Source organism: Pseudomonas sp. AC070 (assembly GCF_979258635.1).
This window is the reverse complement of the sequence record NZ_OZ409871.1, coordinates 1384947-1399635: the sequence shown is the minus strand read 5'-3', so window position 1 is coordinate 1399635 and position 14689 is coordinate 1384947. Positions and strand designations below refer to the sequence as shown.

Here is a 14689-nt window from a genome sequence, read left to right as displayed (position 1 = left end):
GCAAGCTCGCTCCTACATGGCCGACTATTACGCAGGCGCGAGCTTGCTCGCGAAGCGTTTATTGCGCTTGGGGCAAGGCCTGCAAACGCTCGACAGCCTCGTCACAGCCTTGCGCAGCGGCCATTTCTAACCAGTTCCGGGCTTCGGCCAAATCGAAATGACGCGGCAGGCTATACAAGCGGCCCAGCTCCAGCTGAGCGCGCGGGTCATGGGCGCGCCCGGCTTGGCGCAACAGCTCAAAGCCAATGCGGCGGTCGCGGGCATTGCCGCAATCGCGGCACAGCAACTCACCCAACCGAGTTTGCGCAACCACTACGCCCTGGCGAGCCGGCTGTTTTAGCAGGCGGCCGGCGAACTGTTTCGTGCTGACGCGGCGACCAAAGCGAGGGCTGTCCAATAGCCATAAAGCGACTCGCAGCGGAAAACGCGGCGCGGTCTTAGGAACGGCAGAAGCGGAATTGCGCGGCATAAGAGTGGGCAATGGCAACAGAGGGCGGCCACTCTACTCCGATTTTTATGTCAGTAAAGTCTTGCAAAAAACCGACGCCCGCGATCTAGAGCAAGCGCTTGGGACAATCCACAGAACCTGTGGATAACTCAGTGGGTAACTTGGGAGCAAGCCTCGCCAAGGCCGATGATGCGGGGCTCGAAGTCGAATTGATGATTTTTTCACCAACTGAAAAAACCTATATTTTTCATTGACTTAATGCGCACAGGAAAAAACTTGAACGCCCTTATAGGATTTTGCGCGTCCTGGAAAGTGCCGCTTCGCAATTGTGCACAAGTTTTGACGCTCGATTGCTTGGCGCCCTTTTTCAGGGCGCCCAAGTGCCAAAAATAGCTAAAACGCCAGGTAGTTTTCCTACAGCATTCGCTGGAACCCACGGAACTACTGCGCCCGCGCTTGGTCGTCAGCGAAAGGGCTGACATACAAGCATCACGAAAATTTGCTAGCCGCTTCCACGGCAACGCCAGCAAAGCGGTTTTCAAGGTGGCATTGCGCCAGACAAAGGCTGCGCTAAAGCTGTGCGCACGGCGCAAAAGGCCAGTATTACGACGAGGAGAATCCGGGTTGTGGCTGATCGGATCGCTGCCTATAGTCCTCTGCTTCCCGCTCCTGAATGCTGCCGAACATTATGATCAACCACCGCCTCGAAGCCGTTGCCCGCCTACCGTTATTCACTGCCCCCACCCCGCTTGAACACCTGCCGCGCCTATCGGCGACGCTAGGTCGCGAGGTGCATATCAAGCGCGACGACACCACTCAGTTCGCCCTTGGCGGCAATAAGGTGCGCAAGCTTGAGTATTTGCTAGCCGATGCCCTGCGCAGCGGCGCCGACACCCTGGTAACGGCCGGGGCGATTCAGTCCAATCACGTTCGCCAGACGGCTGCTGTTGCTGCACGCCTGGGACTGGGTTGCGTGGCGCTGCTGGAAAACCCGATTGGCACCTCGGACGCCAACTATCTAAACAATGGCAATCGCCTACTGCTGGATTTGTTCGGCGCGCACATCGAGCCCGTAGCGACGCTCGACAACGCTGACGAGCTGCTGCAACAAAGCGCTGAACGCCTGCGCCAACAGGGCAAGCTGCCGTATGTGGTGCCGATTGGCGGCTCCAACGCACTGGGCGCTTTGGGCTACGTACGCGCCGGATTGGAATTGGCCGATCAGATAGAGGCCAGCGGCATCACCTTCGCTGCCGTGGTGCTGGCCTCCGGCAGCGCTGGCACCCATAGCGGCTTGGCGCTGGCGCTGGCGGAGCGGCTGCCCACGTTGCCAGTGATTGGCGTAACAGTGTCGCGCCCCGTTGCCACGCAATTTCCCAAGGTGCAAAGCCTGGCCGAACGCACTGCCGAGTTGCTCGGCATTAGCCTGCCGGCGGCGTTCAAGGTAAACCTGTGGGATGAGTATTTCGGCCCCCGCTACGGCGAAGCCAACGCCGGTACGCTGGCCGCGATCAAACTGTTAGCCAGCCAGGAAGGCGTGCTGCTCGACCCGGTTTACACCGGCAAAGCATTCGCCGGTCTACTGGATGGCATTTCCACGCAACGTTTTGACGGTGACGGCCCTCTACTGTTTCTGCACACCGGCGGCGCGCCTGCGCTGTTCGCTTATCAGCCTGCCGGGGCAACGGGAGGCTAAGCGCAAGCGAAAGGCGGGGCCGCTTCGCTTATTCTCCAAAGTGCGGCATATCTGCTTTTTTATTATTTAATTGCATAGTATTTTTCGCTCTATAGTTATCCCCACTTCACGCCACCCACCGGTAACAGGGACTCTGCTATGACCATTTCCGCACTGCGCCGCACCTTCATCCTCGGCGGCTTGAGCTTGATGCTTGGCGCCAGTCTTATCGGCACCAGCCAGGCTGCCGATGACCTCCTTCAAACCATCCAGAAAAAAGGCACCATCCAGATCGGTTTGGAAGGCACCTACCCGCCGTTCAACTTCCAGGACGAGAGCGGCAAGCTGACCGGTTTTGAAGTGGAATTTGCCGAAGCCGTGGCCAAAGAGCTGGGCGTGAAAGCCGAGTTCCAGCCGACCAAGTGGGACGGCATTCTCGCGGCGCTGGAATCCAAGCGTCTGGACATTGTGGTCAACCAAGTGACCATCTCCGAAGAGCGTAAGAAGAAGTACGACTTTTCCAGCCCGTACACCGTCTCCGGCATTCAAGTGCTGACGCGCAAAGGGCAGGAAGGCAACTTCTCCAAGCCGACCGATCTGAACGGCAAAAAAGTCGGCGTGGTGCTGGGCACCAACTACGAGCAATGGCTGAAAGAGAACGTGCCGCAAGCTGACATCCGCACCTATGACGACGACGCCAGCCGTAACCAGGACGTACGCGTTGGCCGCCTGGACGCGATTCTTGGCGACCGTCTGGCCGCGTTCGAACTGATCGAAAAAACCGGCGACACCCTGGCCGTTGCCGGCAAGCCGTTCGCCCCGCAGGAAGCGGGCATCGCTTTGCGCAAAGGCAACCCGCAACTGCTCGCCGCCATCGACAAAGCCATCGCTAAACTGCGCGCCGACGGCACCTTGCAGAAGCTCTCGGTGAAGTGGTTCAAGGCCGACGTAACTCAGTGATCGAAGCCCAATAATGGAACAAAGCCTACAACTGGCGCTGAACTCGGCGCCCTTCCTGCTCAAGGGCGCGATGTACACCATCGTGCTGAGCCTGGGCGGGATGTTTTTCGGCCTGCTGCTGGGCTTTGGCCTGGCGCTGATGCGCTTGTCGGCATTGCGGCTGCTGAGCTGGACGTCACGCATCTACGTGTCGTTCTTTCGCGGCACGCCGCTGCTGGTGCAGCTGTTTATGATCTATTACGGCCTGCCGCAGCTGGGTATCCAACTGGACCCACTGCCGGCAGCGCTCGTCGGTTTCTCGCTGAACATGGCCGCGTATGTGTGCGAAATTTTGCGTGCGGCCATCGGCTCTATCGACAAAGGCCAGTGGGAAGCTGCCGCGAGTATCGGCATGACCCGCGCGCAAACGTTGCGTCGCGCCATTCTTCCTCAGGCCGCGCGCACGGCATTGCCACCGTTGGGCAACAGTTTTATTTCGCTGGTTAAAGACACGGCATTAGCCGCCACCATTCAGGTGCCGGAGCTGTTCCGACAAGCGCAGTTGATTACCGCGCGAACCTTCGAAATTTTCACAATGTACTTGGCCGCCGCGTTGATTTATTGGCTGCTGGCCACCGCCCTGGCGACGCTGCAAAACCATCTGGAAGCGCGGGTCAACCGCCACAACCATGAGCCATGACAGACCGATGATTGAAGTGCGTGCGCTGACAAAAGTGTTCAACGGCCAGACGGTGCTCAAAGGCATCGACCTGGATGTGGAAACGGGCGAAGTGGTGGCGATTATCGGCCCCAGCGGCTCAGGCAAAACCACGCTGCTGCGCTGCCTCAATCTGCTCGAAGAACCGGACGGCGGCAGCATTCGCGTTGGCGATATGTTTATTGATGCGAGCAAGCCGTTGGCCAAGCAAAAAGAGCTGATTCGCAGCCTGCGCCAGCGCGTCGGTTTTGTGTTTCAGAACTTCAATTTGTTTCCCCATCGCACAGCGCTGGAAAACATTATTGAGGGGCCACTGGTGGTGAAAAAAGAAGCGCGCGCCACCGCGGTTGAACGGGCCCGCGCGCTGCTGGCGAAGGTCGGTCTGGCGGGCAAGGAGGATGCGTATCCACGTCGCTTGTCAGGCGGCCAGCAGCAACGCGTGGCCATCGCCAGGGCCCTGGCCATGCAGCCCGACGTGATTCTGTTCGACGAACCAACCTCGGCGCTCGATCCAGAACTGGTCGGCGAAGTGCTGGCAACTATTCGCGGTCTGGCCCAAGAAAATCGCACCATGATCATCGTCACCCACGAGATGAGTTTCGCTCGCGATGTGGCCAATCGCGTGGTGTTTATCGACCAGGGCGTGATCGTCGAACAGGGCGAAGCCAAGGCGTTATTTGCCAACCCGCGTGAGGCGCGGACGCAGCAATTTTTAAGCAAATTTTCTGAAAGCAACGACGTCGCCGACTACGTCATTTAGCCAGTAAATACAGGGTGATTTTCGGCGATGCGAAGGGCTCGCACTCGGTGAATAAACCTTGTATGGTGTCGCCACTGTGCTGCTTGTGTCACCGTGAATCGCAATGGAAGCTAGCTCTTGCTCCACGACTCCTTTTACTCTTTGCACTCAGTCCGAACCTGGTCTCACGACCTCAGTTAACTTTGTTCAAGGAGCTACACCATGTCCAATCGCCAAGCGGGTACCGTTAAGTGGTTCAACGATGAAAAAGGCTACGGCTTCATCACTCCACAATCGGGCGGCGACGATCTTTTCGTACACTTCAAAGCTATCCAAAGCGATGGCTTCAAAAGCCTGAAAGAAGGCCAGTCGGTTACTTTCGTAGCTGCTAAAGGCCAGAAAGGCATGCAAGCTGAAGAAGTTCAGGTTGCCTAATTCAGCCCAGCGCTGAATGTAAAAAGCCCCGCTCCGGTGGGGCTTTTTTATGGGCCATTGTTTGTGCCTGACCCGCGACCTCATACGCCGATAACGCAACCGCTGGTCAGACTGATTGGTCACGCCTCAGTTTTTGCCGTAGGGTGCCTGCCGGTTAGTACCACGTTTGAAAGTCAATTTACGCCCTCCTCTCCAGCTTCCTCGCTCAACCGAGCCTAGCTGATGCGAAGTGCCTGATGCCAAGTGACCGCTTTTTAAGCACACCTGGCTGGCCTCCAGATAAAGCTTCACCGCCCTCTCCAAAGATCGCCGTGCTGCCTCCAACTCTGCAACGCCAATCTGTCGATTGATCAGGACCACCACTGGAACCGCACCTTAAAGTGTTCCGTGGCACCTGCCCTCCGAAGTACCTACCTGCACGATGAGCACCGCATATTGGCGGAACTTTTAGCGTGCGGTCCTGCTCCGATCAGAGTCATTTGAGCTCGCCCATTTGGCGGCCAATATCGGAGTTATTTTATTAGCGGCAAGACGCCGCACGTGTAGGAACATCTAATAATGATGAATACCCAACCCCAAGTTCAGGATGCGATCAGCACCCTTCGTAACGCCTTCGCTCCTCTGGCCTGCCATATCCAGGCCGTACGCAATGGCTGCTTCAGCTTCACCATCGTCAACGAACGCGGCGTAGCCCGTCACTGCGAACGCCTGTACCCCGAGCAGTATGAAAACGGCTCGTTGCAGCACGTGATCGACCGCACGCGTCAATCGCTGGCAACCAAAGGCCTGGCGGCCTGAACCTCCGCAAAGCGGGACGGTCTGAGCTAACTCACCCGCGACGGAGCGCTTATATGCGTCATGTTAATTTCGACCTGCTCGAGAAAGCCTTCCACCCGCTGCGCCCTTCCCTAGGCCAGCTCCGCCCCGATGGCAGCGTGGTGTTGACCCTCGCCGACAGCAACGATGAAATGGCCTATAGCCGCGTTATCAGTTCGGATGAAGTGGTCAGCGCCGAGGCGTTCGGCCAGGTGGTTGAAGGTGTACGCCGCGAGCTCTGCGTGCGTGCCGGCTCACTCTCGTCAGAGATGCGCAAGCAACTGGTGGATAACGCCGGGGTCATGAGTTACATACCGGCCTGATTGCCGATATCGCCATAAAAAAACCGGAGCCTGTTTTCACAGACTCCGGTTTTTTTATGCTCGCGTGATACGCGTCAGTGACAGGTAACGACCAAGCTGCGGTAAGCATAGTCGCCTGGCTCCATGCCCAGCACGCGGTCATCCGGGGCTGCATCGGCGCGCCCCTTTTTGCCGACCACGTCATAGCCGCTCGGGCAGCTTTGCGTGGCTTTCTCGTAGCAGTGTTGCCATTTGAGCGCCTGCCCCGAACAGTCGATGCTCAGCGCCTGATCGCCATCCTTGGTAATCGTTGGGTTGACCGTTGCGCAGCCATTCAGCGCCAGCAGCAACGCTGCGCCCCCCAGTAATCCCCAGCCCAACTTAGCCATAGTGCTTCCCATGTGAGCGCTCGGTGAGCGTGTGCAAAACCGTAGCCCTTCAATTGACTGTTAACGGCAGAGAACGATCATGTTTCGGCTGGAGAAGCCGTCCGGGTTCAGGCCAAACGGATAATTTTCGTCATAATCCCCTTCCCCCACTCCCGACTTCGCCAGCACTTTGTACCCGGCACTGCCGCAACTTTTCGCGGCCTCAGCCAGACAGTTTTCCCAAGAGGACGTCAGCCCGGAACAGCTGATGTGCAATCCTGCTTTTTTGCCGTACTTCTTATGCACCGTAGGGCTCGACGAACAGCCGGCGATCGCCAGTACGGTTAGCAGTATTAAAAGACGCTTCATTCGGTGTCCTTATGCGGCGCCTGTTTCAGTTTCTGGATGCAACTACGGTTCTACTCATGGCTGCGCCTCTGTGGGGCATGCCCTAACCTGTTAATTGCCATCCTTAGCACCGCACTCGTTCCTTAAAACGCCCATTGCTGAGCCCTTCTTGCAAGGAATGAGGGAAAAAATCCACGCGCAGTATCTGCTAAAGCCGCAGCCCGACACAACGCATTGCGCAACGCATTCAAGCCATCCCAAACGTTCTGCTGCAGCATGACCGCCCATTCGCGGAGCCCCGCTTGCACGGCACGCCGTGCGGCCTTCGCAGAGGCATCTTTTTCCTAGCTAGCGACTACATAAATCATATTTTCGCTATTTCCTTCCGCTGAACAGAATGCGCCCTATCTCCTCGGTAATGGCGGCGCCAACCATTTCGCTCGTCACTACCGGAAAAGGCCAAACGCCATTCAGAAGGACTGAGATGTGACAGCCGAAAAAATCTCCATCGACACACTTGTGATTGGCGCAGGCCAAGCCGGCATCGCCATGAGCGAGCACCTGAGCAACCTCGGCGTACCGCATCTGGTCTTGGAGCGAAGCCGCATCGCTGAAGCGTGGCGCTCGGGCCGCTGGGATTCGCTGGTGGCCAACGGTCCGGTGTGGCACGACCGTTTTCCCGGCTTGGAATTCGACGACCTGGAGCCCGATGCGTTCGCCTCAAAAGAGCGCGTCGCCGACTATTTCGTGACCTACGCCAAAAAATTCAACGCACCGATTCGTACCGGCGTAGAGGTGAAAAAAGTCACCCGCAATGCCGACCGTGCGGGCTTCACCATCGAAACCTCCGAAGGCACCTACGAAGCCAACCGCATCGTGGCGGCAACCGGTCCGTTTCAGCGTCCGGTAATTCCATCAATCGCGCCCACCACCACCGACATTCACCAGATCCACTCGGCCGACTACCGCAACCCGGCGCAGTTGCCCGACGGCGCAGTGCTGGTCGTTGGCGCGGGCTCTTCCGGTGTGCAAATTGCCGATGAATTGCAGCGGGCAGGCAAGCAGGTGTACCTGTCAGTAGGCGCCCATGACCGCCCGCCCCGGTCGTACCGCAACCGTGATTTTTGCTGGTGGCTCGGCGTGTTGGGCGAGTGGGATGCACCCGCCAGCAAGCCCGGCAAAGAGCACGTGACCATCGCCGTCAGTGGCGCTCGCGGCGGTCATACCGTGGACTTTCGTGCCCTGGCGAAACTTGGCATCACGCTGGTGGGACTGACCGACTCATTCGAGAAAGGCGTGGTGACCTTCAAAGCCGACCTCGCACAGAACCTGGCCAATGGTGATCAGAACTACTTGTCGCTGCTGGACGCGGCCGACTCCTATATCGCTCGCAACGGGCTCGATCTTCCCGAAGAGCCGGAGGCCCGTTTCTTCTTGCCGGAACCGGAGTGCGTAAAAAACCCGCTCGTGCAGCTGGATTTAGCCCAAGCCGGCATCACCTCGATCATCTGGGCGACCGGCTATGCGGTGGACTACAGCTGGCTGCAAGTGAACGCCTTCGATGCCAACGGCAAGCCGCAACATCAACGCGGCGTGTCCAGCGAGCCTGGGGTTTACTTCTTGGGCTTGCCCTGGCTGCTGCGCCGAGGGTCGACGTTTATCTGGGGGGTGTGGCACGACGCGAAGATCATCGCCGACCATATCGCCACGCAGCGCAAATACCTCGCCTATCGCGATGCGGCGCAACGAAAAACGCAGGGATAAAAACGATAGCGAGCGCGCTGTAACAGCGCGCTCGCTATGACACAGACCGGAATAGACGCTGTGTTACGGCGCCAAAGGCAGTGCGCGCTTGTGCGCTGTTTTGGCGTACGCGCGCTCGATGATCTCCACCGCCGCGGCAGGCACTTCATTGCCTAGCAGATAGTTGTCGATGTCTTCGTAGGTGCAGCCGTACGAATCTTCGTCCAACTTGCCTGGCACTAGCTCTTCCAGGTCTGCGGTGGGCGCCTTGAACACCAGCTCATGGGGGGCGCCTAACGCAGCGCTGACGATCCGCACTTGGCTCTTGCACAAGCCGCTCAACGGCGCCAAGTCGCACGCACCGTCGCCGAACTTGGTGAAGAAGCCCATCAACGCCTCGGCGGCATGGTCGGTGCCCACTACTAAACCGTTGGTGAAGTTGGCGATGGCGTACTGGGCCACCATCCGCGTGCGCGCTTTGACGTTGCCTTTGGTGAAGTCGATCAGCCCCTCGCTCGGCTGCAGCCCTTCGATGGCGATGTTGGACATCAGGCCTTCGACACTGTCGGCAATGTTAACGGTGGTGATCTGGTCCGGCTTGATAAAGTCCAGCGAGGCCTGGGCATGATGCTCGTCAGCCTGGGTTTTATAGGGCAGGCGCACGGCAATGAACTGAGCCTCATAACCTTCGTCGCGCAGTTGCTCGGCGGCGAGTTGGCAGAGGCGCCCGGCGGTCAACGAGTCGACGCCGCCACTGATGCCCAGCACCAGCGACTTGCATCCGGAATTACGCACCACGCCTTTGATGAAGTCGACGCGACGAGCAATTTCCGCCTGCTCGCCACCTTTAGCCAACTGGCGGTTTACCCCCAGCTCGCGCGCAATCGCATCTTGTTTTGCCGTGCCCATTTCACACTCCTACCAGTTGCTGTTTGGTGTCGCGTACGCCGAATACGTTCGAGGCGTATTGCAGGAACGAGGCGTCTTCGCAGACATTTTTCACCGGGTCGTCGGAGAACTTCACCACCGGTTCGCCGTGCACCCGCACCAGTTTCATCACAATACTCAACGGCTCTACACCGTCTACGTCACAGGCCAAGCTCGTGCCCATGCCAAAACCGAATTTCGCCCTGCCGCGAACGTGACGCAGGATGGGCAAGCACTTCTCGAAGTTCAGCCCATCGGAAAACATCAGCTCTTTGGTCATTGGGTCGATGCCCAGCTGACCATAGCGGGCCAGCACTTTGTCGGCCCAAACGATTGGGTTGCCCGAGTCCTGGCGCAGCCCGTCGTATAGCTTGGCGAAATACAGATCGAAATCCTTGAGGAAAAAATCGGTGCTGATGCAGTCAGTCAGGGCAATGCCCAAGCGCCCGCGGTATTCATGCACCCAGTTTTCCAATGCCACGTTCTGGCTTTCACGCAAGCGGCTCAGTTGCTGGTGAACCATCAGCCACTGGTGCGCCATGGTGCCAATCAGCGGCAGATCGAACTCGTAGGCCAAGTGCCCGTTACTGGTGCCGACAAACACGCCGGGGAAATCGCGGCGCATGATGTCAACCACCTCACGCTGCGCTTTGAACGACAAACGCCGCCGTGTTGAAAAGTCAGACACACGAAAGTCGGCGAGTTCTTCTTTACTGACGTTTTTTTCCAGCCATTCGAACTTCTGATACAGCCGACGCGTAACGTCTTCCAGTTCGATATCGGCGTATTTCTCACGGTTACGCAGCTCGCTGACCAAGGCCAGCACCGGCTGCTCAAACATGATGCAGTGCAGCATCGGGCCACGGACGCGGATGTTCAGTTGCCCGTCCACTTCGTTGACCAGGATGTAGCGCAGATTGAAGCGGAACAATCCTAAAAACTGTTCGAAGTCAGGCGTGAGGTATTCGCGAAAACGTCGGTTGAACAGGAAGCGCAGCTCGTCGTCGCGCATACGCAGCTGAGACAACTTCTCCAGTTCCTCGCGAATTTCTGGAATCAAGTGCCCCAGGTTTTCCTTGGAGCGCACGATGAATTGGTATTCCACATCGACGTTCGGGTGCTGGTGCAGCACCGCCTGCATCATGGTGAAGGTGTAGTAGTCGGTATCCAGAAGACTCTGAATCACCCCGCCTTCGCGGCCGTAAGCACTTTCCATGGTGATGTCCTTATTGGCCTTGCAGCAAGGCTAACTGTTCGCGGCTGTTGCTAAGGCGTATGCCCTGCGCCTGCATGTCGGCGACCGCTTGTTGGGCGCCATCTTCGCTAATCGCGCGGCAGGCGGGAAGATGGACAATCACTTCAAACCCTGCGGATGCCAACTGCAACGCAGTGGTCTTCACGCAGAAATCCAATGCCAGCCCACCCACGATGACCCGTGAAATGTCCTGACCGCGCAGGTATTCGATAACCCCCGTGGACAGTTTGTTGTGCAAATCGTGGTAGCAGGCGCCGTATGGGTGAAGGTCCGGCTCCACGCCTTTCCAAACGAAATAGTCGTACTCGTAAGGAGTGGGCAACTCATCAAGCAGCGTGAACCCTTCGGTGCCTGGTACGCAGTGGCTCACCCACGTCAGGTCGGCGTGCTCAAGGCCGGTCGCCTGGAGCATCTGAGAAGGCTGCGCCACCACCCAGGGCGCCATCGGCGTGTGGGCATCTTTGCTGCCGACACGAACGCGGGCCAGGCTCGCCATCACATTCAGCTCGGCGCCAATCAGGTCTCCGCCAGCAACGGGCAACTCATCAGGGCACAACGGGGTGAAGCTTTTCTGCGCATCAACATCGAAGGAAGCGGTGTTCATCACGGCACTGTTCATGGCATCTCTCCTGTACACAACTCACAAGGTACACGTCGTGTACTTACAATTCAACAGCCGCTTTGGATTTATTTTCTTTCCCATGACATGCTCGCTTAACAGGCTTGAAAACTAAGTACATGACATATACCTTTCCATGCAATGCGCGACCACCCTGCCCTGCGATTAACTGAAATGCCAAACCATCGAGAAGAACGAAGCGCCTACCTCCACACCGTCGACCTCTGCGTAGTGCGCTACTGCCGCGAGAGCCAGGCGTTGCAGATTTTGCTGAACAAGCGCGAAGCCGAACCGTTTCCCGGACACTGGGCGTTGCCTGGAATCGTGGTCAATGGCGCGACCGCCGACCTGACGCTGGACGATGCAGTAGACCGCCTGCGCGCCTCCAACAAGGTGGGCATGCCGTTAGCCTACATTGAGCAAGTGGGCACCGTCGGCGATGCGTTTCGCGATCCACGGTGTTGGTCTTCATCAACCTTCTACTTGGCCGTCGCCCACGAAGACGTAGCGCTAAACAGCACGCAGGCATTTTTCCCGTTGACGGATGTATCAAACGCTTCGCTTAAGCTGCCTTTCGACCACAACGCCTTGGTGGCGGCGGCACACGAACGGCTGCTGTCGAAATCGCTCTACAGCAGCTTGCCGCTGATGTTCCTCGGCAACGAATTCAGCGCACCGGAAGCGGTGATGATCTTCTCCCAGGTATTGGCCCGCCCCGTGCTAAAAACCAGCATGCGTCAACGCTTGATGAAAATGACCGAAGCCGGCTATTTGCGAGAAACCGGCCGCAAGAAAAACGGCGACGGCGGACGACCACAGGCGACACTGGAAAATATCAAGCCTTCCAGCCTGTACTTGTTTGATCGGTGTTTTCTGGAATGAGTTTTTGACAGGGGCGCGCGATCGCTGCCTACAACCAAACCCCGGAAACGCAAAAGCCCCCGAAACCGTGAAGATTTCGGGGGCTTTCGTTTTAAATGATGGCGGGGAAATAGGGATTCGAACCCTAGGTGCTATCGCTAACACAACGGATTTCGAATCCGTCCCGTTCGGCCACTCCGGCATCTCCCCAGCGGCGCGCATGATAACAGCTCAATTGCGATTGGTGAAACCCAAAAATGGAAATTTTTCGCCTGCTTTCAGGCGGTTGCGATAATTAACGCCTTGCCCGCGCTTAAACGCAAAAGAGAGGCCGAAGCCTCTCTTTTGTGCTGACACGCCGGGCGTTAAGCCGTGAGTTTGGTCAGCGCTTCGCGGTATTTGTCGGCGGTCTTCTGCGCGACGTCAGCCGGCACAGCTGGTGCCGGCGGCTCTTTGTTCCAACCGGTGGATTCCAGCCAGTCACGCACGAACTGCTTGTCGAAGCTCGGCGGGTTCTTGCCTTCCACGTAGCTTTCCACGGGCCAGAAACGGCTCGAGTCAGGCGTTAGCACTTCGTCCATCAAGGTCAACGTGCCGTTTTCATCCAGGCCAAATTCAAACTTGGTGTCGGCGATGATGATGCCGCGCGTGGCGGCGTATTCCACTGCCGCGCTGTACAAGGCGATGGCGGTGTCGCGAACTTTAGCGGCCAGCTCTTTGCCAATCACGGCTTCGCACTGCTCGTACGAGATGTTTTCGTCGTGATCGCCGACAGCCGCTTTGGTCGATGGTGTGAAAATCGGCTGGGCCAGCTTCGACGCTTCCTTCAGCCCGGCCGGCAGTTGGATGCCGCAAACGGTGCCGCTCTTTTGGTATTCCTTCCACCCGGAACCAACGATGTAGCCGCGCACAATTGCCTCAACGGCAATGGGCTGCAAACGCTTGGCCACCACAGCACGCCCTTCCACCAACGGCAGCTCGGCCGCAGGCACCACGTCTTCAACGCGGTCGCCGGTGAAGTGGTTGGGCACGATGTCGGCGAGCTTGTCGAACCAGAAGTTGGAGATGGCGGTGAGAATCTTGCCTTTGTCCGGAATCGGCTCGGCAAGAATGACGTCGAAGGCAGAGAGACGGTCGGTGGCGACCATCAGCATGCGCGCGGCGTCGATTTCGTAAAGATCACGAACCTTTCCGGAATAGATTTTTTTCAAGCTCAAGGTGGAGGGAGTGGTCATGGAAAATTTCCGCCTTTATTAAACGAAACAGGCGAAACCACCAGGGTTTCGCCTATCGATCGAGCGAGCTGCAGGGGCCTTGTGGCCCCGCCCCTGCCGCCCCACCAAGGGCGGCTTGAACATCATCAGCCCAGGTTTTCCTGGATCAAGGCCAGAACGCGGCGGGCCACTTCGGCCGGTGCCACGGTGTTGAGGTCTTTTTCCACGGTGACTTGCACGTTGTCGGCGGCTTTGGTCAGGCGCACTTGATAACGCTCGGCACGGGCGTCGACCTCTTCTTTGGTCGGCTCGCTGCTCCACAGACGGCTGAAGAAACCGCGCTCTTTGTCTTTGCTCTCTGCACCCTCAGCCAGGTTGATGTAGTACACACCCAGGCTGCGGTTGAGGTCGTCGACACGCACGTTGGCGGTTTCCAGTGAGCGGCCCACGCTGGACCAGGCACGATCGAAGTCGGCGCCCAGGTTCAGTACCGGGTTGTTGTTGCCGTCTTCGGTCAGGCTGACGCGGCTGGGTGCGTCGAAGTCGCGTGCCGCGAGCAAGGAAACCGAACCGCCCTGCTCAGCGCTACGCGCCATGCTGGCGAGCATTTCGTCGAGCAGCGCAGCATCGAGGCTGGCGTTGGTCATTTTGTCCGGGAAGGCGACGTCGGCGGTGCTGTCGGCTGGACGCGTGGCACTTACGACATAAATTTCGCTGGTGTTGCGTTGAACGCCAGGCTCGATACGAACGCGAACGCGGGTCTCGCTTTTCGGATCAACATCGGCGACACGGCCGCTGAGGCGACGCGCCATCGGTGCAGACAGTTCTTCAAAACGCTGCCAGTCGGTGCTGAATTCGCCTGTTTGCGGACGGTCTTCGCTAATCCGAAAGCCGTTGTCTTCAAAGAACTGATGAGCCACTGGCCAGACTTCTGCCGGCGGACGCTGCGCTACCAGCCAACGGGCATCGCCGCTTTTTTGCAGGCTGAATTCGCTGGAGTCGGCCTGGGCAGTCAGCGGTTGTGGACGCGGTACGTCGTATTCGCCCTGTACGGTGGAGTCGGCCACGTTACGTGGAACCGGCAGCAACGGGTCGAGCGGTTTAACGTCGAGGCCCTGCGGCACTTGCATCGCCGGGCTCTGGTGTTGGGTCAGGTAATCACTGCCACGATCACGGAAATAACCATCTTCACCCCACAGCCACCCGCAACCGCTGGTGCTGGAAATGATCACGGCAAGGGCAGAAAGTCCGGCCAGTCGCTTCATGCGTAGTGCTTCCTTCA

Annotated in this window: 17 protein-coding genes and 1 tRNA gene; 9 read left to right on the top strand and 9 right to left on the bottom strand. The window is 58.1% G+C overall.

Features of this window, described 5'->3' with window-relative positions; translation table 11 throughout:
• Window positions 1-58: 58 nt before the first annotated feature.
• Entirely contained in the window at window positions 59-469 is a 411-nt protein-coding gene (locus ACZZ0Q_RS06225) for a tetratricopeptide repeat protein (protein WP_463539720.1), read from the bottom strand.
• A 667-nt stretch (window positions 470-1136) separates the two neighbouring features.
• On the opposite strand from ACZZ0Q_RS06225, the gene ACZZ0Q_RS06220 reads away from it, so the two are divergent.
• From ACZZ0Q_RS06220 to ACZZ0Q_RS06190, 7 genes are all read left to right on the top strand, one after another.
• On the top strand, window positions 1137-2144 hold the full coding sequence (locus tag ACZZ0Q_RS06220; RefSeq protein WP_463542226.1) for a D-cysteine desulfhydrase: 1008 nt from the start codon (window positions 1137-1139) through the stop codon (window positions 2142-2144).
• A gap of 138 nt (window positions 2145-2282) precedes the next feature.
• Complete coding sequence (tcyJ, locus tag ACZZ0Q_RS06215; protein WP_463539721.1) at window positions 2283-3083, top strand: cystine ABC transporter substrate-binding protein; 801 nt, start codon at window positions 2283-2285, stop codon at window positions 3081-3083.
• A 13-nt stretch (window positions 3084-3096) separates the two neighbouring features.
• Window positions 3097-3762, top strand: a complete 666-nt coding sequence (tcyL, locus tag ACZZ0Q_RS06210; RefSeq protein WP_463539722.1) for a cystine ABC transporter permease — start codon at window positions 3097-3099, stop codon at window positions 3760-3762.
• Window positions 3763-3769: 7 nt separating this feature from the next.
• Window positions 3770-4540 carry an L-cystine ABC transporter ATP-binding protein TcyN gene (tcyN, locus tag ACZZ0Q_RS06205; protein ID WP_463542227.1) on the top strand — a complete coding sequence of 257 codons (771 nt, stop codon included), beginning with the start codon at window positions 3770-3772 and terminating at the stop codon, window positions 4538-4540.
• Between the two features lie 201 nt (window positions 4541-4741).
• Window positions 4742-4954 (top strand): cold-shock protein, encoded by a 213-nt coding sequence (locus tag ACZZ0Q_RS06200; RefSeq protein ID WP_108095560.1) that lies wholly within the window; start codon window positions 4742-4744, stop codon window positions 4952-4954.
• Window positions 4955-5515: 561 nt separating this feature from the next.
• Window positions 5516-5752, top strand: a complete 237-nt coding sequence (locus ACZZ0Q_RS06195) for a hypothetical protein (RefSeq protein WP_122452914.1) — start codon at window positions 5516-5518, stop codon at window positions 5750-5752.
• Between the two features lie 53 nt (window positions 5753-5805).
• Window positions 5806-6093 (top strand): DUF3509 domain-containing protein, encoded by a 288-nt coding sequence (locus tag ACZZ0Q_RS06190; RefSeq protein ID WP_463539723.1) that lies wholly within the window; start codon window positions 5806-5808, stop codon window positions 6091-6093.
• Window positions 6094-6167: 74 nt separating this feature from the next.
• Here the strand turns inward: ACZZ0Q_RS06190 and ACZZ0Q_RS06185 are convergent, their stop codons facing one another.
• Together ACZZ0Q_RS06185 and ACZZ0Q_RS06180 are read right to left on the bottom strand one after the other, a co-directional pair.
• Window positions 6168-6473 (bottom strand): hypothetical protein, encoded by a 306-nt coding sequence (locus ACZZ0Q_RS06185; RefSeq protein WP_463560380.1) that lies wholly within the window; start codon window positions 6471-6473, stop codon window positions 6168-6170.
• Between the two features lie 48 nt (window positions 6474-6521).
• A complete protein-coding gene (locus ACZZ0Q_RS06180; RefSeq protein ID WP_122493898.1) occupies window positions 6522-6809 on the bottom strand; it encodes a hypothetical protein in 288 nt (95 codons plus the stop codon).
• Window positions 6810-7274: 465 nt separating this feature from the next.
• Here ACZZ0Q_RS06180 and ACZZ0Q_RS06175 point away from each other — a divergent pair, with 465 nt between their 5' ends.
• Window positions 7275-8552, top strand: coding sequence for a flavin-containing monooxygenase (locus tag ACZZ0Q_RS06175; RefSeq protein ID WP_463539724.1), 1278 nt, complete (start codon window positions 7275-7277; stop codon window positions 8550-8552).
• Between the two features lie 63 nt (window positions 8553-8615).
• Here ACZZ0Q_RS06175 and nadE read toward each other — a convergent pair whose 3' ends face one another.
• From nadE to ACZZ0Q_RS06160, 3 genes are read right to left on the bottom strand one after another with little or no spacing between them, the layout of a single operon-like run.
• Entirely contained in the window at window positions 8616-9440 is an 825-nt protein-coding gene (gene nadE / locus ACZZ0Q_RS06170; protein ID WP_463539725.1) for an ammonia-dependent NAD(+) synthetase, read from the bottom strand.
• A 1-nt stretch (window position 9441) separates the two neighbouring features.
• Window positions 9442-10674, bottom strand: coding sequence for a nicotinate phosphoribosyltransferase (gene pncB / locus ACZZ0Q_RS06165; RefSeq protein WP_122493901.1), 1233 nt, complete (start codon window positions 10672-10674; stop codon window positions 9442-9444).
• Between the two features lie 10 nt (window positions 10675-10684).
• Window positions 10685-11332, bottom strand: coding sequence for a nicotinamidase (locus ACZZ0Q_RS06160; protein ID WP_463539726.1), 648 nt, complete (start codon window positions 11330-11332; stop codon window positions 10685-10687).
• Between the two features lie 174 nt (window positions 11333-11506).
• On the opposite strand from ACZZ0Q_RS06160, the gene ACZZ0Q_RS06155 reads away from it, so the two are divergent.
• The gene (locus ACZZ0Q_RS06155; RefSeq protein WP_463539727.1) at window positions 11507-12214 is read left to right on the top strand and encodes an NUDIX hydrolase; all 708 of its coding nucleotides are present in this window, start codon (window positions 11507-11509) and stop codon (window positions 12212-12214) included.
• Window positions 12215-12313: 99 nt separating this feature from the next.
• Here the strand turns inward: ACZZ0Q_RS06155 and ACZZ0Q_RS06150 are convergent.
• From ACZZ0Q_RS06150 to bamC, 3 genes are all read right to left on the bottom strand, one after another.
• Window positions 12314-12403: transfer RNA gene (locus ACZZ0Q_RS06150), tRNA-Ser, on the bottom strand.
• 155 nt (window positions 12404-12558) lie between these two features.
• On the bottom strand, window positions 12559-13428 hold the full coding sequence (locus ACZZ0Q_RS06145; protein WP_463560378.1) for a phosphoribosylaminoimidazolesuccinocarboxamide synthase: 870 nt from the start codon (window positions 13426-13428) through the stop codon (window positions 12559-12561).
• 125 nt (window positions 13429-13553) lie between these two features.
• Window positions 13554-14672: an outer membrane protein assembly factor BamC gene (gene bamC, locus ACZZ0Q_RS06140; protein ID WP_463539728.1), complete on the bottom strand. Its 1119-nt coding sequence runs from the start codon at window positions 14670-14672 to the stop codon at window positions 13554-13556.
• Window positions 14673-14689: the final 17 nt, after the last annotated feature.

Excerpts from the sequence above, each read along its gene's own strand:
- ACZZ0Q_RS06225 (WP_463539720.1), bottom strand. The coding sequence starts at position 469 with ATGCCGCGCAATTCCGCTTCTGCCGTTCCTAAGACCGCGCCGCGTTTT.
- ACZZ0Q_RS06220 (WP_463542226.1), top strand. The coding sequence starts at position 1,137 with ATGATCAACCACCGCCTCGAAGCCGTTGCCCGCCTACCGTTATTCACT.
- tcyJ (WP_463539721.1), top strand. The coding sequence starts at position 2,283 with ATGACCATTTCCGCACTGCGCCGCACCTTCATCCTCGGCGGCTTGAGC.
- tcyL (WP_463539722.1), top strand. The coding sequence starts at position 3,097 with ATGGAACAAAGCCTACAACTGGCGCTGAACTCGGCGCCCTTCCTGCTC.
- tcyN (WP_463542227.1), top strand. The coding sequence starts at position 3,770 with ATGATTGAAGTGCGTGCGCTGACAAAAGTGTTCAACGGCCAGACGGTG.
- ACZZ0Q_RS06200 (WP_108095560.1), top strand. The coding sequence starts at position 4,742 with ATGTCCAATCGCCAAGCGGGTACCGTTAAGTGGTTCAACGATGAAAAA.
- ACZZ0Q_RS06195 (WP_122452914.1), top strand. The coding sequence starts at position 5,516 with ATGAATACCCAACCCCAAGTTCAGGATGCGATCAGCACCCTTCGTAAC.
- ACZZ0Q_RS06190 (WP_463539723.1), top strand. The coding sequence starts at position 5,806 with ATGCGTCATGTTAATTTCGACCTGCTCGAGAAAGCCTTCCACCCGCTG.
- ACZZ0Q_RS06185 (WP_463560380.1), bottom strand. The coding sequence starts at position 6,473 with ATGGGAAGCACTATGGCTAAGTTGGGCTGGGGATTACTGGGGGGCGCA.
- ACZZ0Q_RS06180 (WP_122493898.1), bottom strand. The coding sequence starts at position 6,809 with ATGAAGCGTCTTTTAATACTGCTAACCGTACTGGCGATCGCCGGCTGT.
- nadE (WP_463539725.1), bottom strand. The coding sequence starts at position 9,440 with ATGGGCACGGCAAAACAAGATGCGATTGCGCGCGAGCTGGGGGTAAAC.
- pncB (WP_122493901.1), bottom strand. The coding sequence starts at position 10,674 with ATGGAAAGTGCTTACGGCCGCGAAGGCGGGGTGATTCAGAGTCTTCTG.
- ACZZ0Q_RS06160 (WP_463539726.1), bottom strand. The coding sequence starts at position 11,332 with ATGAACAGTGCCGTGATGAACACCGCTTCCTTCGATGTTGATGCGCAG.
- ACZZ0Q_RS06155 (WP_463539727.1), top strand. The coding sequence starts at position 11,507 with ATGCCAAACCATCGAGAAGAACGAAGCGCCTACCTCCACACCGTCGAC.
- ACZZ0Q_RS06145 (WP_463560378.1), bottom strand. The coding sequence starts at position 13,428 with ATGACCACTCCCTCCACCTTGAGCTTGAAAAAAATCTATTCCGGAAAG.
- bamC (WP_463539728.1), bottom strand. The coding sequence starts at position 14,672 with ATGAAGCGACTGGCCGGACTTTCTGCCCTTGCCGTGATCATTTCCAGC.